Source organism: Streptomyces sp. NPDC036813, from assembly GCF_055609245.1.
The window spans coordinates 57,468-76,721 of sequence record NZ_JBVJPV010000017.1 but is presented as its reverse complement, the minus strand read 5'-3'; the positions used below and the strand labels follow the sequence as shown (position 1 = coordinate 76,721).

General features: G+C 73.1%; 19 protein-coding genes. 8 read left to right on the top strand and 11 right to left on the bottom strand.

The window, feature by feature from the left end:
- Positions 1-249: 249 nt before the first annotated feature.
- Positions 250-1,944, bottom strand: coding sequence for a DAK2 domain-containing protein (locus ACZ67Q_RS30720; protein ID WP_471188794.1), 1,695 nt, complete (start codon positions 1,942-1,944; stop codon positions 250-252).
- Positions 1,945-2,209: 265 nt separating this feature from the next.
- Here ACZ67Q_RS30720 and rpmB point away from each other — a divergent pair, with 265 nt between their 5' ends.
- The 3 genes from rpmB (at position 2,210) to ACZ67Q_RS30705 (ending at position 6,829) form a co-directional block, all read left to right on the top strand.
- Positions 2,210-2,395 (top strand): 50S ribosomal protein L28, encoded by a 186-nt coding sequence (rpmB, locus tag ACZ67Q_RS30715; RefSeq protein WP_004924906.1) that lies wholly within the window; start codon positions 2,210-2,212, stop codon positions 2,393-2,395.
- 113 nt (positions 2,396-2,508) lie between these two features.
- On the top strand, positions 2,509-5,598 hold the full coding sequence (locus ACZ67Q_RS30710; RefSeq protein WP_471188791.1) for an AfsR/SARP family transcriptional regulator: 3,090 nt from the start codon (positions 2,509-2,511) through the stop codon (positions 5,596-5,598).
- Between the two features lie 34 nt (positions 5,599-5,632).
- Positions 5,633-6,829: an FAD-dependent monooxygenase gene (locus tag ACZ67Q_RS30705; protein WP_471188788.1), complete on the top strand. Its 1,197-nt coding sequence runs from the start codon at positions 5,633-5,635 to the stop codon at positions 6,827-6,829.
- Between the two features lie 314 nt (positions 6,830-7,143).
- Here ACZ67Q_RS30705 and thiD read toward each other — a convergent pair whose 3' ends face one another.
- Both thiD and ACZ67Q_RS30695 read right to left on the bottom strand, forming a co-directional pair.
- Positions 7,144-7,944 (bottom strand): bifunctional hydroxymethylpyrimidine kinase/phosphomethylpyrimidine kinase, encoded by an 801-nt coding sequence (gene thiD / locus ACZ67Q_RS30700; RefSeq protein ID WP_471188786.1) that lies wholly within the window; start codon positions 7,942-7,944, stop codon positions 7,144-7,146.
- Positions 7,941-8,906 carry a thiamine-phosphate kinase gene (locus tag ACZ67Q_RS30695; RefSeq protein WP_471188783.1) on the bottom strand — a complete coding sequence of 322 codons (966 nt, stop codon included), beginning with the start codon at positions 8,904-8,906 and terminating at the stop codon, positions 7,941-7,943. Before ACZ67Q_RS30695 ends, thiD begins: the two co-directional genes overlap by 4 nt.
- Positions 8,907-9,175: 269 nt before the next feature.
- Between ACZ67Q_RS30695 and ACZ67Q_RS30690 the strand changes: the two genes are divergently transcribed.
- Together ACZ67Q_RS30690 and ACZ67Q_RS30685 are read left to right on the top strand one after the other, a co-directional pair.
- Entirely contained in the window at positions 9,176-9,409 is a 234-nt protein-coding gene (locus ACZ67Q_RS30690) for an Lrp/AsnC family transcriptional regulator (protein WP_029384521.1), read from the top strand.
- 20 nt (positions 9,410-9,429) lie between these two features.
- A complete protein-coding gene (locus ACZ67Q_RS30685; RefSeq protein ID WP_471188781.1) occupies positions 9,430-9,930 on the top strand; it encodes a DUF3515 domain-containing protein in 501 nt (166 codons plus the stop codon).
- A 24-nt stretch (positions 9,931-9,954) separates the two neighbouring features.
- Here ACZ67Q_RS30685 and ACZ67Q_RS30680 read toward each other — a convergent pair whose 3' ends face one another.
- From ACZ67Q_RS30680 to ACZ67Q_RS30670, 3 genes are all read right to left on the bottom strand, one after another.
- Positions 9,955-11,112 (bottom strand): D-alanine--D-alanine ligase family protein, encoded by a 1,158-nt coding sequence (locus tag ACZ67Q_RS30680; RefSeq protein ID WP_471188779.1) that lies wholly within the window; start codon positions 11,110-11,112, stop codon positions 9,955-9,957.
- 105 nt (positions 11,113-11,217) lie between these two features.
- On the bottom strand, positions 11,218-12,237 hold the full coding sequence (locus ACZ67Q_RS30675; protein ID WP_471188776.1) for an NAD(P)H-dependent glycerol-3-phosphate dehydrogenase: 1,020 nt from the start codon (positions 12,235-12,237) through the stop codon (positions 11,218-11,220).
- Positions 12,234-13,016, bottom strand: a complete 783-nt coding sequence (locus ACZ67Q_RS30670) for a lysophospholipid acyltransferase family protein (RefSeq protein ID WP_471188773.1) — start codon at positions 13,014-13,016, stop codon at positions 12,234-12,236. The genes ACZ67Q_RS30675 and ACZ67Q_RS30670 overlap by 4 nt, the downstream gene beginning before the upstream one ends.
- A 204-nt stretch (positions 13,017-13,220) precedes the next feature.
- Here ACZ67Q_RS30670 and cofC point away from each other — a divergent pair, with 204 nt between their 5' ends.
- A complete protein-coding gene (gene cofC, locus ACZ67Q_RS30665) occupies positions 13,221-13,859 on the top strand; it encodes a 2-phospho-L-lactate guanylyltransferase (RefSeq protein WP_471188771.1) in 639 nt (212 codons plus the stop codon).
- Positions 13,860-13,869: 10 nt separating this feature from the next.
- Positions 13,870-14,073: a hypothetical protein gene (locus ACZ67Q_RS30660; protein ID WP_361627715.1), complete on the top strand. Its 204-nt coding sequence runs from the start codon at positions 13,870-13,872 to the stop codon at positions 14,071-14,073.
- Between the two features lie 158 nt (positions 14,074-14,231).
- Here the strand turns inward: ACZ67Q_RS30660 and ACZ67Q_RS30655 are convergent, their stop codons facing one another.
- From ACZ67Q_RS30655 to leuC, 4 genes are all read right to left on the bottom strand, one after another.
- On the bottom strand, positions 14,232-14,891 hold the full coding sequence (locus tag ACZ67Q_RS30655; protein WP_471188768.1) for an HU family DNA-binding protein: 660 nt from the start codon (positions 14,889-14,891) through the stop codon (positions 14,232-14,234).
- A 137-nt stretch (positions 14,892-15,028) separates the two neighbouring features.
- Complete coding sequence (locus tag ACZ67Q_RS30650; RefSeq protein ID WP_361627721.1) at positions 15,029-15,259, bottom strand: SCO5555 family protein; 231 nt, start codon at positions 15,257-15,259, stop codon at positions 15,029-15,031.
- A 275-nt stretch (positions 15,260-15,534) separates the two neighbouring features.
- A complete protein-coding gene (gene leuD, locus ACZ67Q_RS30645) occupies positions 15,535-16,128 on the bottom strand; it encodes a 3-isopropylmalate dehydratase small subunit (protein WP_471188764.1) in 594 nt (197 codons plus the stop codon).
- A 5-nt stretch (positions 16,129-16,133) separates the two neighbouring features.
- Positions 16,134-17,564: a 3-isopropylmalate dehydratase large subunit gene (gene leuC, locus ACZ67Q_RS30640; protein WP_471188762.1), complete on the bottom strand. Its 1,431-nt coding sequence runs from the start codon at positions 17,562-17,564 to the stop codon at positions 16,134-16,136.
- A gap of 196 nt (positions 17,565-17,760) precedes the next feature.
- Between leuC and ndgR the strand changes: the two genes are divergently transcribed.
- Positions 17,761-18,477, top strand: a complete 717-nt coding sequence (gene ndgR, locus ACZ67Q_RS30635) for an IclR family transcriptional regulator NdgR (RefSeq protein WP_361627730.1) — start codon at positions 17,761-17,763, stop codon at positions 18,475-18,477.
- A 228-nt stretch (positions 18,478-18,705) separates the two neighbouring features.
- Here the strand turns inward: ndgR and ACZ67Q_RS30630 are convergent, their stop codons facing one another.
- Positions 18,706-19,215, bottom strand: coding sequence for a DUF4188 domain-containing protein (locus ACZ67Q_RS30630; protein ID WP_471188759.1), 510 nt, complete (start codon positions 19,213-19,215; stop codon positions 18,706-18,708).
- Between the last annotated feature and the right edge of the window lie 39 nt (positions 19,216-19,254).

Below are 19,254 nucleotides of genomic sequence, written 5' to 3'. Positions count from 1 at the left end.
CCCCGCCGTACGGCGGGGCGCCGCGCACGTTCGCACCGCGTCCCGCACCCCCGCCGCCCGCGATGAGCACGTTCAGACCGCCCTCCGCCGCCCGGCACGGCCATGAGCACCGTCTCACCGCGCCCGCCGCCCCCGCCGCACGGCCATGAGCACCGTCTCACCGCGCCCGGCACCCCCGCCGCACGGCCATGAGCACCGTCTCACCGCGCCCGGCACCCCCGCCGCACGCCGAACCGCCGTGCGGCGGGGTCACTCCACGCCGATCAGCAGGAGCGCGCCCTGCCGGCCGCCCCGGTAGACGACCGTGTCGACGGCCAGGTACGTCTCCCGCACCCGGGTCTCCAGGCGGTCGGTGACTCCGTCGGGGGCCTCGTCGCCGAGGACCAGGGTGACGAGTTCGCCGCCGGCCGCGAGCATGCGGTCCAGGACGGTCTCGGCGGTGGCGGTGACGTCCGCGCCGATCACGGCGACGTCGCCGTCGATGAGGCCGAGGACGTCACCGGCCTGGCAGATGCCGGCCGTGGTCCATGACTCGTGTTCGGCGACGGTGACCTCGGCGTAGCGGGTGGCGCCCGCGGCCGAGGTCATGGAGACGACGTCCTCGTCGAAGCGGCGGTCGGCTTCGTGCACGGCGAGCGCGGCGATCCCCTGGACCGCTGACCGCGTCGGGATGAGCGCCACCCGGATGCCCTCGGTGCGGGCCTGCTCGGCGGCCGCCGCGGCGGTGTGACGCAGCTCGGGGTCGTTGGGCAGCAGCACGACCTCGCGCGCGTGGGCACGCCGTACGGCCTCCACCAGCTCCCCGCTGGCGGGCGGCTCCCCGGGACGGGCGAGCACCGTCGTCGCGCCCGCCTCGGCGTACAGCCCGGCGAGGCCCTCGCCCGGGACGACGGCGACGACAGCGCGCTGGGCCCGCTCGCGGGGCGGGCGCTCGCCGCGCGCGGTGTGCGCGTCGTCGGCACCGAAGTGGGTGATCCGGATCCGGTACGGCCGCCCGGCCTCCACTCCGGCCTCCACGGCGGCGCCGGCGTCGTCGACGTGCACATGGACGTTCCACAGCCCGTCGCCGCCGACCACGACCAGCGAGTCGCCGAGGGCGTCCAGGCGTCGGCGCAGCCGGGCGACGGCGTCGTCGTCGGCCTCCAGGAGGTAGATCACCTCGAAGGCCGGGCTTTCCTCGTCGGGAGCGGCTCCCGCGTCGGGGCAGGCGATGAGCGTCTGGGCGGGCACGCGCGCCTGCGAGGCGGCCCGCACGCGCGGGTGCCCGCCGGGATCCGCCGGCGTCTCCCCCGTGAACGTCTCCACCAGCGCCCCCAGCACGGCCACCAGCCCCCGTCCGCCGGCGTCCACGACCCCCGCGTGCTCCAGGGCGGCCAGCTGGCCGGGGGTCGCGGCGAGCGCCGTGCGCGCCCCGTCGTAGGCGGCCCGCGCGATCGTCCCGCAGTCGCCGCCCGCACCGTCCGCGCCCTCGGCGGCGTCGGCGGCCGCCGAGGCGACGGTCAGCACCGTGCCCTCGACGGGGTGGGCGACGGCCTGCCGGGCTGAGTCGGCCGCGCAGCGCAGCGCGCGCCGCAGTCCCGGCCCGTCGGTGTGAGAGCCGTCACCCTGGGCGGCGAGAACCTGCGCCATGCCGCGCAGCAGCTGGGCGAGGATGGTCCCGGAGTTCCCGCGCGCCCCGATGAGCGCGCCGTGCGCCATCGCGTGGACGGCGTCGGCCAGCGACGGCCGCCCGCCGCCGGTCTCGTACCCGGCGAATACGGCCTCGACCGCGCCGGCCGCCGACTCCAGGGTCAGATACAGGTTGGTGCCGGTGTCCCCGTCGGCCACGGGGTAGACGTTGATCGCGTCGATCTCCTCGCGCGCGCGACCGAGCGCGTCCAGCGCGAGGGAGCACCACGTGCGCACCGCGAGAGCATCGAAGAATGTCTGCGGCACCTGCGCCACCTGCGCCTCCCTGAGCTGCTGAACGTGGGACGCAGAGTAGACCCCGGCCCGGTGCCCGCCGGAAGAGGGCCGTGGCCGGACCCCTGGCCCGTCATGGTAGTTTCGTTGTCCGGACGCAGTCGTTGTATGCTGCTCCGGTTGCCCGATCCCATCGGGCTGTTCCCCTGGCAGCGCCACTCAGATCTCAGATCACTCACCGATCGCAGGATCCGTCCCGGCATGCCGGGATTAACCGTAAGTGCATCTGAAGTCTTTGGAGTGACCCGTGGCTGCCAACTGCGACGTCTGCGGCAAGGGGCCGGGCTTCGGCAACAACATCTCGCACTCGCACCGCCGTACGCCCCGTCGCTGGAACCCGAACATCCAGCGTGTGCGTACCGTGGTCGGCGGGACGCCGAAGCGCGTGAACGCCTGCACCTCGTGCATCAAGGCCGGCAAGGTCTCGCGCTGACGCACAGCTAAAGCGCGCGGCCACTGTCGGTTCGCTGCACAAAGCCGGTCCACCTCGGTGGGCCGGCTTTTTGCCGTACCCACGGCACACGCCGGCCTGCCAGAATCCGCAGAATGCGCTTCGGCATCCTGGGCCCGTTGGAGATCCTCACCGACGACGGCGTTCCCCTCTCCCCCGGCGGCCCCCGCCCCCGCGCCCTGCTCACGCTGCTGCTGCTCGACGCCGGCCGCACCGTCCCCGCGGAACGGCTCCTGGACGGCCTGTACGGCGCGGAGCTGCCCGGCGACGCCATGAACGCGCTGCAGTCCCAGATCTCCCGGCTGCGCCGCCGCTTGGGCCCGCACCCGGCCGTCGAGGGTGCCGGGGCCGGCTACCGGCTCGCCGTGGACCCCGGCACCGTCGACGCCCACCGCTTCGCCCGTCTCGCCGCCGAGGGACGCACCGCCCTCGCCACCGGTGATCATCCGCGGGCGGCGGCCCTGCTGCGGGACGCCCTCGCCCTGTGGCGCGGCCCTGCGCTGCCCGACCTGCCCGACGCGCACGCCGAGCGGACGCGCCTGGAGGAACTGCGGCTGGCCGTCGTACAGGACCGGATCGAGGCCGACCTCGGGGGTGGCGGCGGCGCGGAGCTGGTGCCGGAGCTGCGGGCGCTGGTCGCGGAGCATCCGCTGGGCGAGCGGCTGTACGGGCAGCTGATGCGGGCCCTGCACGCGGGCGGACGGCCCGCCGAGGCCCTCGCGGTGTTCGATCAGGCGCGCCGCGCGCTCGCCGGCGAGCTGGGCGCCGACCCGTCACCGGAGCTGTCCGCCCTCCACCTGGACCTGCTGCGGGCGCGCCCCGACGCCCCGTCCCGGCCCCGGCTGCCGGCGCAGCTCACCCGGTTCGTCGGCCGGGAGGCCGAGCTGGCCCGGATCGCGGAGGCGCTCGCCGGGTCCCGGCTGGTGACGCTCACCGGTCCCGGCGGTGCCGGCAAGACCCGGCTCGCCCTGGAGGCGGCCCGCGGCCACCTCGGCGACCGGGCGGAACAGCCCTGGCGGCCGGCGTCCGACGCGCAGCACGACCCCGCACCGGACGTCTGCCTGGTGGAGCTGGCGCCGCTGGCGGACGGCGAGCGGATCCCGTACGCCGTGCTGGCCGCGCTCGGGGTGCGGGACGGGTTCCGCGCTCCGGCCACGGACGCCACGGACCGGCTGCTGGCCGCGCTGGAGGACCGCGCGGTGCTGCTGGTGCTCGACAACTGCGAGCACCTGATCGACGCCGCCGTGCGGACCGCGGCGCTGGTGCTCGGTGCCTGCCCCGGCGTGCGCATCCTGGCGACCAGCCGGGAGTCGCTGGGGATCACCGGCGAGGTGCTGGTCCCGGTGGGACCGCTGCCCGAGGAGCCGGCCGTACGGCTGCTGCTGGACCGGGCGCGTGCCGTGCGCGCGGACGTCGACGGCGACGACGCGCGCGTGCCGGAGATCTGCCGGGCGCTGGACGGGCTGCCGCTGGCGATCGAGCTGGCCGCGGCCCGGCTGCGCACCCTGTCGCCGCAGGAGCTGGCCGAGCGGCTGCACGACCGGTTCCGGCTGCTGGCCCGCGGCGACCGCGCCAAGGCGCCCCGGCACCGCACGCTGCGCGCGGTCGTGGAGTGGAGCTGGGAGCTGCTGGACCGGCGGGAGCGGGAACTGGCGAGCCGGCTCACGGTGTTCCGCGGCGGTGCCACCCTCGACGCGGTGGCGGCGGTGTGCGCGGTGCCCGACCCGGAGGACGTCCTGGCGTCCCTCGTGGAGAAGTCGTTCGTGGAGGTGGCGGGCGGCCGCTACCGCATGCTGGAGACGATCCGCGCGTTCGCGGCGGAGGAACTGGCGGGCGGCGCCGAGCACCCGGCCTGCGTGGCAGCGCTCCAGGACGCGCACGCCGCGTACTTCCTTCAGCTGGCCGAGCGGGCTCAGCCGTATCTGCGCGGCGGTGAGCAGCTGCCGTGGCTGGCCCGGCTGGCCGCCGAGCACGAGAACCTGGACGCGGCCCTGCGCCGTCTGACGGACACCGCCCCGCGCGAGGCGCTGCGCCTGATGGCCGCCCTGACCTGGTTCCGCCGGCTGCGCGGCCTGCACGGTGAACGAGTGCCGCAGGCGCGCGCGCTGCTCTCGGCGGTCGGCGACGAGCCACCCGCCGGCCTGGCCGAGGAGTACGCGCTGTGTCTGATGAACGCGGTCTCCGGGCAGGGTGACGACCCGGCCGACCCGGATCTCGTCGCGCGGGCGGCCTGCGTCATGGCGACGCTGAGGGCACCGCTGCGGCTGCCGTTCACGGTGGTCCTGTGGTCCCTCACCGGCGGCCCGCAGCTCACGGTCGACGCGCAGGTGCGCGTGCAGGTCGGCGACGAGCCGTGGGGCCGGGCCCTGCTGGACCTCGGTCTCGCGTACCAGGCGTGGTTCTCGGGGCGCGCGGACGAGGCGGAGGAGGTGTTCACGCGCGCGTGGGAGGGCTTTCGCGCCACCGGTGACCGCTGGGGCATGGCCAACTGCCTGGACCCGCTCGGCGGCTTCGCCCACGCGCGCGGCGCACACGCGCGTGCGCTCGCGCTGCTCGACGAGGGCCTGACGCATGTGCGGGAGCTGGACGCGCCTGAGGAGACCGCGGACCTGCTGCACCGGCGCGCGTACGTGCTGCTGGCCCGGGGAGCCCACGAGGAGGCCGCCGCGCACTTCGCGCGCTGCCGCGACCTCGCCCGCAGCGCCGGTGCCGCCGACAAGGTGGCGGGCGCGCTGCGCGGCCTGGGTGACGTGGCCCGCCATGCCGGTGACACGGCACGCGCGCGTGTGCACTACGAGGACGCTCTGCGGGCGTGCGCGGCCACCTGGTTCAGCGTCGGCGAGACGGTACGCATCCTGATCGGCCTGGGCCGCGCGGCCGCCGCCGAGGGCGACGCCGGCGCGGCACGCGACTGGCTCGCCCAGGCCCGCGCCCAGGCCCTGCCGTCGTCCGACGTGCTGCTGCTGGCGGACGTCGCCGACGCCCTGGCCGGCCTCGCCGTCCGGCCGAAGGAGGCCGCCGAACTCCTGGGCGCCGCCGCGGGCCTGCGGGGCCTGCGCCTGGACGGCGACCCCGACGTCGTACGCACGGCACGGCGCACGCGTGCGTGTCTGTCGCCCGAGGCGTACGACAAGGCTTTCGAGCGGGGTCGGCGGCTGCGGTCAGCGGTGGTCAGCGAACGGTAGGCGGGTGGTCAGCGCGGCCCGCGAGGCTCCTCGCATGACCGAGAACCTGAGCCACCTCACCGTCCTGATCTCCGGCGCGAGCGTCGCCGGCCCGGCCCTCGCCCTCGGCCTCGCCCGGAACGGCGCGCGGGTCACCGTCGTGGAGAAGGCGCCCGCGCTGCGCGGCGGCGGCTTCGCGGTCGACTTCCGCGGGCACGTGCACCGCCGGGTGCTCACCGCCATGGGCATCTGGGACGACGTGCACGCCCACCAGACCCACATGGGCCGGCAGACGGTCGTCGACGCCGACGGCGCCCCGCGCGTGGATCTGCCCGCGGAGATGATGAGCGGGGACGTGGAGATCTTCCGCGGCGACCTGTCCCGGATCATGTACGAGCGCACCAAGGACCGCGTCGAGTACGTCTTCGGCGACTCGGTCTCGGCGCTGACCGACACCCCGGACGGCGTCGAGGTCGCTTTCGAACGCGGCGCGCCCCGCCGCTTCGACCTCGTCGTCGGCGCCGACGGCCTGCACTCGCACACCCGCCGCCTGGTCTTCGGCGACGAATCCCACCACCTGCGCTTCTTCGACCACTACGTGGCCGGTTTCCCCGTGCCCAACCACCTGGGCCTGGACCGCACGGGCCGGCTGTACAGCGAACCGGGCCGCTGCGTCGTCATCGGCAACTACGACGGCGACCCGGAACGCGCGGGTGCCCTGCTGGTGTTCCGGTCCCAGGAACTGGCGTACGACCGCCGGGACGCCGAGGCGCAGAAGCGGATCCTCACCGAACGGTTCGCGGGGATGGGCTGGGAGACGCCGGCGGTGCTGAAGGCGCTCCAGGAGACCGACGACCTGTACTTCGACGCCATCGCGCAGATCCACGTCGACCGGCTGACGAAGGGCCGGGTGGCGCTGCTCGGGGACGCCGGGTACGGGGCGACGATGGGCGGCATGGGCACGGGCGTGGCCGTCGTCGGCGCGTACGTCCTCGCCGGGGAACTGGCGCTGGCGGGCGGCGACGTACGCATCGCGCTGGCCGAGTACGAGGCGCGCATCCGGGACTTCGCCCGGGGCTGCCAGAAGATCTCCGGCAACGCCGGCCCGTTCTTCGCCCCGGCCACCGAGCGCCGCATCCGCAGCCGGGACCGCATGTACCGGCTGCTGAGCTCCCGGATGCTGGCGGGCTTCTTCAAGCGGCTGACGGAGAAGGCGGCGACCGCGATCGACCTCAGGGAGTACCCCGCGTGAGCGGCCGGCGCGGAGCTCGGGGAGCAGCCCGCACGGTCGGCCTCAGGGAACACCCCGCCTGAACGCCCCACGGGGGACTCGGAGAGCAGCCTGAGTGAAAGCCCTACGGGGGACTCGGAGAGCAGCCCGCGCGGTCGGCCTCGGGGAGTATCCCGCGTGAACGCCCACGGCGGACTCGGGGAGCACCCCGGCGTGAACGCCCCACGGGGGGCTCGGGGAGCAGCCCGCCCGAGCACCCCCGGGGGATCCCGGTGAGTGCCCCGCCCCGGGGGGGCACTCACCGGGATCCCCCGTGAGCGGGCCCGAGGGGCCGCTCAGGACGTGCCCCGCCCGCGCGCCCACCCGTGGTCCACGGGCCCGATGCCGTCGCCGAGTGCGAAGCCGGCGGCGATGGCCCCGGTGACGTACTCCTTGGCCGCTGTGACCGCCTCCGGCACGGACTGCCCCTTGGCGAGGCCGCACGCGATGGCGGAGGCGAGGGTGCAACCGGTTCCGTGGGTGTGCCGGTTGTCGTGGCGCGGGGCGCGCAGCCAGTGCTCCTCGGAGCCGTCCGTGAGCAGGTCCACGGCGTCCCCGGCCAGATGCCCGCCCTTGATCACCACCCAGCGCGGCCCGTACCCCAGGACGGCCGCCGCGGCCCGCCGCAGGTCGTCCTCCGACTCGACGTGCACGCCGGTGAGTTGGGCGACCTCGTCGACGTTCGGGGTGGCGACGGTGGCCGCCGGGAGCAGCTTGGTGCGCACGGACTCCAGCGCGGAGGCCGCGAGCAGCGCGTCACCGTGCTTGGAGACACCGACCGGGTCGACGACGGCGGGCGCGTCGGTGCCGGCCAGCAACTCCGCGACGGTCTCGACGAGTTCGGCCGAAGCGAGCATGCCGGTCTTCACGGCCTGGACGCCGATGTCGTCGACGACGCTGCGGTACTGCGCGCGCACCGCCTCGGCCGGCAGCTCCCAAGCGTCCTGCACGCCGAGGGAGTTCTGCGCGGTGACGGCGGTGAGCACGCTCATGCCGTGCGTGCCGAGCGCGAGCATGGTCTTCAGGTCGGCCTGGATCCCGGCGCCGCCCCCGGAGTCGGAGCCGGCCACCGTGAGCACCCGGGGCGGCGCGGTCATGACTCGATGTCCCCGAAGTGGTCCCAGCCGCCCTTGCTGGTCCAGGGGGCGCCGTCGACGGTCACCTGGGGCAGCGCGGAGGGGTTGAGCACCTCGCCGATCACCTTCCAGCGGGCGGGCAGCTTGGCGTCGGACGGGAAGGTCGCGACGATCGCGTGGTCCTCTCCCCCGGTCAGCACCCACTGGAGCGGGTCCACGCCCACGGCCTGCCCGATGTCGTGCATCTGGGTGGGGATGTCGATGGCGCCGGAACGGATGTCGATGCGCACCTTGCTGGCCTCGGCGATGTGCCCGAGGTCGGCGATCAGTCCGTCGCTGACGTCGCACATCGCGGTCGCGCCGAGCGCTGCGGCCGCGGGCCCGGCGTGGTACGGCGGCTCCGGGCGGCGGTGGGCCTCGACGAAGGCGCGCGGCGAGCGGAAGCCGCGGGAGAGCACCGCGTATCCGGCGGCGGACCAGCCGAGCCAGCCGGTCACGGCGACGAGGTCGCCGGGCTGCGCGCCGGCCCGGGTGACGGGCTCCTGGTTGCGCAGGTCACCGAGCGCGGTGATGGACACCATGATCGTGTCGCCGCGCACCACGTCGCCGCCGACCACGGAGGCGCCCGCGACCTGGCACTCGTCGCGCAGGCCGTCCATCATCTCCGTCGGCCAGGTCACCGGCAGCTCGGCGGGCACGACCAGGCCGAGCAGCAGCGCGGTCGGGACGGCGCCCATGGCTGCGATGTCGGCGAGGTTCTGCGCGGCTGCCTTGCGGCCGACGTCGTAGGCCGTGGACCAGTCGCGGCGGAAGTGCCGGCCCTCCAGCAGGATGTCGGTGCTGGCCACGACCCGCCGGTCGGGGGCGGCCACCACGGCGGCGTCGTCGCCGGGGCCGACCCGGACCGCCGGGGTGGTGGTGAGACGGGAGGTGAGCTCCCTGATGAGCCCGAACTCCCCGAGCTCACCAACAGTGCCCTTCATTGTCCTGGCTCCCCTTCCGTCCCTGCTGACGTTGTCCGTGCCCGGTCGCGCGGGACCAGTGTCCTCGATACCGTCGAAGTGACCGGCCGCAGGTGCCCGGTCGATGAGACCGGCCCCCGGTGAACGGTCCCTTCGGTCATCCTCGTCCGCCCTGTCCGCACCCCGGCACGCAAGGCCCGGTTCCCGCAGGTCTCCCCGCGGGGAGCGGCGACGCGGTACCGTGGCGTTCCTTTTCCCCACATGATCCTCGTGGCCGCCCTGGAGGTTCCGTGGTACAGGCGTACATCCTGATCCAGACTGAGGTCGGCAAGGCGTCGACCGTCGCCGAGACGATCGGCAAGATCCCTGGAGTGATCCAGGCCGAGGACGTCACGGGTCCCTACGACGTCATCGTGCGCGCGCAGGCCGACACCGTCGACGACCTGGGCCGCATGGTGGTCGCCAAGGTCCAGCAGGTGGACGGCATCACCCGCACACTGACCTGCCCGGTCGTCCATCTGTAGCCCCCGTCTACCCTTGGCCGGTGAGCTTCTTCCGTCACCGGCCCTTCGGCCTGCCCGCCCTCGTCCTGCTCCTCGGCGTCGCGGGCTGCTCCTTCGCAGACGACAGCGCGTCGGTCGCGGTTCCGTCGCCGGCGGCGAAGACCGCGGAGCTCTGCCGAGAGCTGGACCGGGCGCTGCCGTCCCGGGTCGACGGCCAGGACCGCCGGGACCCCGCCCCCGCGTCACCGCTGACCGCGGGCTGGGGGGACCCGGCGATCATACTGCGGTGCGGTGTCGAGCGGCCGCCGAAGATGACCGACCAGAAGGTCTCCGAGGGCGGTGACCCCGACGCCATCGCCGGCGGCGTGGACGGCGTCGACTGGCTCATGGAGAAGCAGGACGACGCCGGGTACCGCTTCACCACAGCCAACCGCCGTGCCTACGTCGAGGTGACCGTGCCCGAGGGCCGGGACACCTCGTCGGTGCTCGTGGACCTGGCCCCGGGCATCAAGAAGGCGATCCCCGAGGGGATCGCCGACTGAGCGACCGAGGGACCACCCCAGGGGCTAGCGCAGGCCCGTGGACCTGCGCAGGGCCGCCTGGATGAGGCGGTCGACCAGCTCGGGGTAGCTGACGCCGGTGGCCTGCCACATCTGCGGGTACATCGAGATCGGCGTGAAGCCGGGCATCGTGTTGATCTCGTTGATGACGAACTCGCCGTCCTCGGTGAGGAAGAAGTCCGCGCGCACCAGGCCCTCGCAGGACGCCGCGTCGAAGGCGTCCACCGCGAGCCGCCGCACCTCGGCGGTCTGCTCGTCGGTGAGCGGCGCCGGGACGATGCCGGGCGTGGAGTCGATGTACTTGGCCTCGAAGTCGTAGTACGCGTGGGCGTCCGGCGGCGGGATCTCCGCCGGTACCGACGCGCGCGGGCCGTCCTCGAACTCCAGCACGCCGCACTCGATCTCACGGCCGCGCACGGCCGCCTCGACCAGGATCTTCGGGTCGTGCCGCTGCGCCTCCTCGATGGCCTCGTCCAGGCCGGAGAGGTCGTCCACCTTGGTGATGCCGATGGACGAGCCGGCCCGCGCCGGCTTCACGAACAGCGGCCAGCCGTGCTCGCCGGCGAAGTCGACGATCTTCTTGCGAGCGGCGGCGGTGTCCCGCTCCCACTCGCGGGGCCGGATCACCACGTACGGGCCCACCTTGAGCCCGAAGGAGGTGAACACCCGCTTCATGTACTCCTTGTCCTGGCCGACGGCCGAGGCGAGCACACCCGAGCCCACGTAGGGCACCCCGGACAGCTCCAGCAGGCCCTGGAGGGTGCCGTCCTCGCCGTACGGGCCGTGCAGCACCGGGAAGACCACGTCGACCTCGCCGAGCGCCTTGGGCACCGAGCCGGGCTCGCTGTAGACGACCTCTCGGCTGGCGGGGTCGACGGGGAGCACCACGCCGCCGTCGCCGGGCTCGGCCATGTCGTCGACCTCGGGGGTGCGGCGGTCGGCGATGGCCATCCGCTCCGGCTCGTCGGCCGTCAGCACCCAACGGCCCTCCCGGGTGATGCCGATCGGCAGGACGTCGTAACGCGTCCGGTCGATGGCACTCAGGACGGCGCCGGCCGTGACCATGGAGATCCCGTGTTCGGAGCTGCGTCCGCCGAACACGACGGCCACGCGCGGCTTGCGGGACGGCTGCTCAGGGCTCTGGGGGAGGTTCTCGGTGCTCATATCGCGTTGAGAGTACCCGTTGGTATGCGCCGAGTCAGCGCCCGCCGGGCCGCCGTGACTCCGTGTCCCCCGCTCGGTCGCGCAGCGTCGCGCGGGCGGCGCCGTTCAGCGCCGTTCGGGCTTGGCGCTGCGCGACATCAGCTCCTTGAGGGCGACCACCGGGGACTTGCCCTCGTGCACGATGGACACGACGGTCTCGGTGATCGGCATGTCGACGCCGTGCCGGCGGGCCAGATCCAGCACCGACTCGCAGGACTTGACTCCCTCGGCGGTCTGCCGGGTGACCGCGATGGTCTCCTGCAGGGTCATGCCCTTGCCGAGGTTGGTGCCGAAGGTGTGGTTGCGCGACAGCGGCGAGGAGCAGGTGGCCACCAGGTCGCCGAGACCCGCGAGTCCGGAGAACGTCATCGGGTCGGCGCCCATCGCCAGGCCCAGCCGGGTGGTCTCGGCGAGGCCGCGGGTGATGAGCGAGCCCTTGGCGTTGTCGCCGAGGCCCATGCCGTCCGCGATGCCGACGGCGAGGCCGATGACGTTCTTGACGGCACCGCCCAGTTCGCAGCCGACGACGTCGGTGTTGGTGTACGGCCGGAAGTACGGCGTGTGGCAGACGGTCTGCAGGCGCTGCGCGACCGCCTCGTCGGTGCAGGCGACGACGGCCGCGGCCGGCATGCGGGCGGCGATCTCGCGGGCCAGATTGGGCCCGGTGACCACGGCGACGCGTTCCGGGCCCACCTTGGCGACGTCCTCGATGACCTCGCTCATCCGCATGGTGGTACCCAGCTCGACGCCCTTCATCAGCGACACCAGGACGGTGCGCGGGGCGAGCAGCGGGGTCCACTCGGCGAGGTTGGCGCGCAGCGTCTGGGAGGGCACCGACAGCACGGTGAAGTCGGCGCCGGCTGCGGCCTCGGCGGGATCGGTGGTGGCGCGGAGGTTCCCGGGCAGCTCCACGCCGGGGAAGTAGTCGGGGTTGGTCCGGGTGGAGTTGATCGCCTCGGCGACCTCGGGGCGGCGCGCCCACAGCACGACCTCGCACCCGGCGTCGGCGAGCACCATGCCGAAGGCGGTGCCCCACGAACCGGCGCTGAAGACGGCTGCCTTGACCGGCGTGACCGGCTTGCTCACGTGCCCTGCCCTTCCGCCTGCTTGCCCTGCGTCCGCGCCTCGGCCTGGGCCTGGGTGCGGCGGCGCTGCTCGATGCGCTCGCGGCGCGGGTCGTACGGCGTGGCGGGTGCCTTCTCGCCGCGGATCTCCTCCAGCTGGCGGGTGATGGCCGCCATGATGACCTCGGTGGCCTCCTTCAGCACCTCGGCGGACATCTCCTTGCCGTAGAAGCGGGAGAGGTCCACGGGCGGCCCGGCCAGCACATGGTGGGTCTTGCGCGGGAAGAGGTCCGGCTTCTTGGCGTACGGCGGCAGCAGCTCGTTGCAGCCCCACTGGGCGACCGGGATGACCGGGCACCGGGTCTGCAGGGCGACGCGTGCGGCGCCCGTCTTGCCGGTCATGGGCCAGCCGTTGGGGTCGCGGGTGAGGGTGCCCTCGGGGTAGAAGGCGACGCACTCGCCGCGCTCCACGGCGTCGATCGCGGCCCGGAAGGCGCTGAGCGCGTCGGTGGACTCGCGGTAGACGGGGATCTGGCCGGTGCCGCGCATGGCGGCGCCGACGAAGCCCTTCTTGAAAAGCCCGCTCTTGGCCAGGAAACGTGGGACCCGGCCCGTGTTGTACTGGTAGTGGGCGTATGCGAAGGGGTCGACGTGCGAATTGTGGTTCACCACCGTGATGAATCCGCCGTCGGCCGGAATGTTCTCCATTCCGCGCCAGTCCCGCTTGAGCAGAAACACCAGCGGTGGTTTGCAGATCACCGCGGCGAAGCGGTACCAGAAGCCGATTCTGCGGCGGGGCACGCGGACACCTTCCTCTAGGGCTTGCCACCGGGGGCCCGTGGGGCCGCACAAGTGTCGCCCCGGGCCGCCGGTCTGTCGAGAACACCGTACGCCCGCCCGTCACCGGCCACCGCCCCTGTGCGGAGCTTCGCACATCCTCCCCGCTGTCCGGCGCGGGAGACGGCCCGGCGACAATGACGAGGACACGAGAGGGACGGTACGCCGGTGCAGTGGACCTTGGTCATCCCCCTGAAGCCTCTGGCGCGGGCCAAGAGCAGGCTCGCGGACACGGCCGGGGACGGGGTGCGCCCGGGCCTCGCGCTCGCCTTCGCCCAGGACACGGTCGCGGCGGCCCTGGCCTGCGACGCGGTGGGCGATGTGGCGGTCGTCACGAACGACGCCCTGGCCGGCCGGGAGCTGGCCGCCCTGGGCGCCCGAATCGTCCCCGACGCCCCGTCCGCGGGCCTGAACGCGGCCCTGGCGCACGCGACGGCGGTCGTACGCGCGACGCACCCCCGAACTCCCGTGGCGGCCCTGAACGCCGACCTGCCGGCGCTGCGCCCGCCGGAATTGGCCCGGGTCCTCGATGCGGCCGCCCCATTCCCGCGCGCATTTCTCCCGGACGCCGCGGAAATCGGCACCACGCTCCTGTCGGCCACCGCGGGCCAGGAATTGCACCCGGCATTCGGCCCGGACTCCCGCGCCCGCCATCGCGCGTCCGGCGCGGTCGAGCTGCCCCTGGACCGGGTCGATTCCGTACGCCAGGACGTGGACACCGGCGAGGACCTGCGCGCCGCGCTCTTTCTGGGCGTCGGCCCCCGGACGGCCGCGGCGGCCGCGCGGCTGCTGATCCCCGGGCAGTAGGCTGACCGTCATGCAGGCGACCGCATACACGTACGACCCCGAGACCCGCTCCGGCCAGGTGCTCCTCGACGACGGCACGCCCGTGCCCTTCGACGCCCCGGCCTTCGACGCGGGCGGTCTGCGCCTGCTGCGCCCCGGCCAACGGGTGCGTATCGAAACGGAAGGCGAGGGCGACTCCCGCCGCGTCACGCTGGTGACCCTGCAGACGTTCTGACGCCGGCCCTTGCCCACCGGGCGTGTGCGGGAGGCCCGGTCGGGCCGCCCCGTCCCAAAACTCCGCCCCCACCAGGACACCAGGTCCACAACACACCGCGGGCCGGACTCCGTCAGGGAGTCCGGCCCGGCGCGTGAGCAACCCTTGCGCGTCGCCTCCTAGCGCGCGGTGGTCTTCTTCGCGGCGGTCTTGCGCGCCGACGACTTCTTGGCGGGCGCCTTCTTGGCGGTCGCCTTCTTCGCCGGGGCCTTCTTCGCCGTGGTCTTCTTGGCGGCCGTGGTCTTCGCCGCGGTCGTCTTCTTGGCGGCCGTCGCCGTGGTCTTCTTGGCGGGCGCCTTCTTGGCCGTGGTCTTCTTCGCGGCGGCCGTGGTGGTCTTCTTCGCCGGGGTCGCCTTCTTGGCGGTGGTGGTCTTCTTCGCGGCCGCCGTCGTCGTCTTCTTGGCCGCGGCCTTCTTGCCCGCGGGCTTGGCGATGGTGGCGGACGGGCCGGACAGGCTGCCCTTGGGGGCCTTCTTGACCGCGATGTCGTTCTTCGGGAGCTTCTTCGACCCGCTGACCAGGTCCTTGAAGCCCTGACCCGCGCGGAAGCGGGGAACGGAGGTCTTCTTGACCCGAACCCGCTCGCCCGTCTGCGGGTTACGGGCGTAGCGGGCCGGCCGGTCGACCTTCTCGAAGGAACCGAACCCGGTGACCGAGACGCGGTCGCCCCCGACGACCGAGCGGACGATGGCGTCCAGGACCGCGTCGACAGCATCGGCGGCCTGCTGGCGGCCACCCATCTTGTCGGCAATCGCTTCTACGAGCTGCGCCTTGTTCACGTCTTCCCCTTCGGAGACATCGCCAGAACGAAAGTGTTCAAGCTTTTTCGCACGTTAGGCAGATATATACCGCAAATCAAACACGAAACGGGCTTATCACCCTTGTGCCGCAACGAACTCGGCGATCGCGGAGGTGTTCAGTGGTCCTCTTCGGGGACGCGCCCCGCGTCGAGATCCGCCATGAACCGCTCCAGCCGCCTTGTCGCACCGGCAAGATCGTGTTTGGCCGCGGCCGTAATGACCAGCAGCTTCCGGGTCAGCGCCATCCGTACGCCCTCCGGGACTTGCAGTGCGCGCACCCGGGTGTGCGCTTGTTTCAGTTGGTCCGCGACCGCCGCATAGAGCTCGAGTTGGCCGTCGTGTTCCATGCACAGATTGTGCCATCTGGGGCGAGTTGTCGCCCGCGCAGGGGGCAACTGCCGCCTCCGACGGCCATCCGGGCGCACCGGGAGGACGCGGTCCTGGACCTCGGGTACCCCAGCAACCACCGCCGTAACGTGGGAAGTTGAACCGTGATCAACCGGCCGCTGGGGCCGTACGGCCCCGGAAACGGCTGTACCCCCGATCGGACCGATCGGGGGTACAGAAGGGGTGATGCGGTGGCCGAAACCCGACCCTCGGCGGGGCCGGCCGGGCCGAAGGTTCAGACCTGGAGCGTGCGCGGCTTGAAGGACGGCCGCTTCGCCTCGTACGCGGCGATGTCCGCCTCGTTCTGCAGGGTGATGGAGATGTCGTCCAGACCGTTCAGCAGCCGCCAGCGGGAGTTCTCGTCCAGCTCGAACGAGGCGGTGATGCCCTCGGCGCGCACCTCACGCGCCTCAAGGTCCACGGTGACCTCAGCGGTGGGGTCCTTCTCGACCAGGTCCCACAGCGCGTCCACGATCTTCTGGTCCAGGACCACGGTGAGCAGGCCGTTCTTCAGCGAGTTGCCGCGGAAGATGTCGGCGAAGCGGGAGGAGATCACGGCCTTGAAGCCGTAGTTCTGCAGCGCCCACACCGCGTGCTCACGGGAGGAGCCGGTGCCGAAGTCCGGGCCTGCGACCAGGACGGTGGCGCCCTGCCGCTCGGGGCGGTTCAGCACGAACTCGGAGTCCTTGCGCCAGGCCTCGAACAGCCCGTCCTCGAATCCGTCGCGGGTGACCTTCTTGAGCCAGTGGGCGGGGATGATCTGGTCGGTGTCCACGTTGCTGCGGCGCAGCGGGACGGCCCGGCCGGTGTGCGTGGTGAATGCTTCCATGATCCTCAGACTCCAGCGGGCGTACGGGTCTCGGCGTCGGTCAGGTCGGCGGGCGAGGCCAGGTGGCCCAGGACCGCGGTCGCGGCGGCGACCTGCGGCGACACCAGGTGGGTGCGGCCACCCTTGCCCTGCCGGCCCTCGAAGTTGCGGTTGGAGGTGGACGCGGAGCGCTCACCGGGGGCCAGCTGGTCGGGGTTCATGCCCAGGCACATGGAGCAGCCCGCGTGCCGCCACTCGGCGCCGGCCTCCTTGAAGACCACGTCGAGGCCCTCGGAGACGGCCTGCAGACCCACCCGCGCGGAGCCCGGGACGACCAGCATCCGTACTCCGTCGGCGACTTTGCGGCCCCGCAGCAGGTCCGCGGCGGCCCGCAGGTCCTCGATGCGGCCGTTGGTGCAGGAGCCTACGAAGACGGTGTCCACCTTGATGGACCGCAGCGGCTGGCCGGCCTCCAACCCCATGTACTCCAGGGCCTTTTCGGCGGCGAAGCGCTCCGAAGGGTCTTCGTACGAAGCCGGGTCGGGGACGGACGCGGAAAGCGGCGCGCCCTGGCCGGGGTTGGTGCCCCAGGTGACGAACGGCGACAGTTCGGAGGCGTCGATGACGACCTCGGCGTCGAACTCGGCGTCGTCGTCCGTCTTCAGCGTCTTCCAGTACGCCACCGCGGCGTCCCAGTCGGCGCCCTCGGGGGCGTGCGGACGGCCCTTGAGGTACGCGAAGGTCGTCTCGTCGGGGGCGATCATGCCCGCGCGGGCGCCGGCCTCGATCGACATGTTGCAGATGGTCATCCGGGCCTCCATCGAGAGCTTCTCGATGGCGGAGCCGCGGTACTCCAGGATGTAGCCCTGGCCGCCGCCGGTGCCGATCCTGGCGATGATCGCCAGGATCAGGTCCTTGGCGGTGACGCCCTCGGGCAGCTCGCCGTCGACCGTGATCGCCATGGTCTTCGGACGGGCCAGGGGCAGCGTCTGGGTGGCCAGCACGTGCTCGACCTGCGAGGTGCCGATGCCGAACGCCAGCGCGCCGAAGGCACCGTGCGTGGAGGTGTGGGAGTCACCGCAGACCACGGTGGTGCCGGGCTGGGTCAGGCCCAGCTGGGGGCCGACGACGTGCACGACGCCCTGCTCGACGTCGCCCAGCGGGTGCAGCCGCACACCGAAGTCGGCGGCGTTCTTGCGCAGCGTCTCCAGCTGGATCCGGGAGACGGGGTCCGCGATGGGCTTGTCGATGTCGAGGGTCGGGGTGTTGTGGTCCTCGGTGGCGATGGTCAGGTCGAGCCTGCGCACCTGGCGGCCGCTCTTGCGGAGGCCGTCGAAGGCCTGCGGGCTGGTCACCTCGTGCAGCAGGTGCAGATCGATGAAGAGGAGGTCGGGCTCGCCCTCGGCGCGCCGGACGACGTGGTCGTCCCAGACCTTCTCCGCGAGTGTCCTACCCATCGCTTTCCCTCCGGCCGGCAAACGTCCACCGGCCCAACTAGAGATCTTGAGGAGGCGTTGCCCGCGCCCCTGCGACCGGACATCCGCCACCAGGCCCGTCGAAGCGCGGGCCGCTGTGCCTTCGTGACATCCAGAGTGGCGGGTTCCACGGAAAATTGAACTTGCGTTTCACAGAGTGAGACGCGAGTATCGTTGCATGGACAACAGTAGCGGCGTCGGCGTTCTGGACAAGGCGGCCCTCGTCCTGAGCGCTCTGGAGTCCGGTCCGGCCACCCTCGCGGGTCTGGTCGCGGCCACCGGACTGGCTCGACCCACGGCTCACCGCCTGGCCGTGGCTTTGGAACACCACCGCATGGTGGCGCGTGACATGCAGGGACGTTTCATTCTCGGCCCTCGGCTGGCAGAACTGGCCGCGGCCGCGGGTGAGGACCGTCTCCTCGCCACCGCGGGCCCGGTGCTCACGCATCTGCGGGACGTCACGGGCGAGAGCGCGCAGCTCTATCGCCGCCAGGGTGACATGCGTATCTGCGTCGCCGCCGCGGAGCGCCTGTCCGGACTGCGGGACACGGTCCCGGTCGGCTCCACGCTCACGATGAAGGCGGGCTCGTCCGCGCAGGTCCTGATGGCCTGGGAGGAGCCCGAGCGGCTGCACCGGGGCCTGCAGGGCGCGCGCTTCACGGCGACGGCCCTCTCCGGCGTACGGCGCCGCGGCTGGGCCCAGTCGATCGGTGAGCGCGAGCCGGGCGTCGCGTCGGTCTCCGCGCCCGTGCGCGGCCCCTCCAACCGTGTGGTGGCCGCCGTGTCGGTCTCCGGCCCCATCGAGCGCCTCACGCGCCACCCGGGCCGTATGCACGCCCAGGCGGTCATCGACGCCGCGGCCCGCCTCTCGGAGGCCCTGCGCCGCACCGGCTGACCCGCACGGCACCGAGCAGGGCCCGCCTCAACGCCGCGGCGGGCCCTCTTCGACGGCCGTGGAGCCCACCCAGGGGCGCGGGACAACTGCGCAACGGGCCACGGCGGGTCGGCCACCGCGACGCCCCCCCCGACGGCGCCTGGGGCCTGTCCGGCGGATCGGGTCGACCACGAGGAACGGCATCCCCAGTGCGGTGAGCCGGCCCCGCGCCCCGACTCCGGACAGGTCCTAGCCGCCCTCCCGCGAACGGTGGGCGAACCGGTCCTTCGCGTACCGCCCGCGCGCAGCGACCGGCACCTGCCCGTGCGCGGCGGCCAGCCCGAACGCCGGCATGTCGGCGTAGATCGACTCGTACGACCCCTCCGGCACGATGTACGCCTCGTGCCACAGCCCCACGTGCCCGCGGACCCTGCCGGCCTTCTCCAGCCGGTTGATCGTGGCCCACGCCGGGTGGTGCAGGGCGCCGGGGTCGTGCGCGTAGGCGTAGAGCTTCTCCCTGGACTCCCAGTACTGGACGACGTAGTACGTCCGCGGCGACGCCGTCAGCAGGACCTGGCCGAGCAGTCCCCGGCCGCGGTCCTTGCTCAGCTCGCGCAGCATGCGCGGCATCGCCAGGAACACCGGCAGCCACTGGTGCACCGCCCAGAAGTGGTTGATGCGCATCCCGATCAGCAGGACGACGACGTCGCCCTCCGTGTCCGCGGTGGTGCGCCCGGCCGTGATCTGCTTCCCGAACATCGAGCCCCCTCGTCGGTGAGCGACGCTGTCCAACAATCG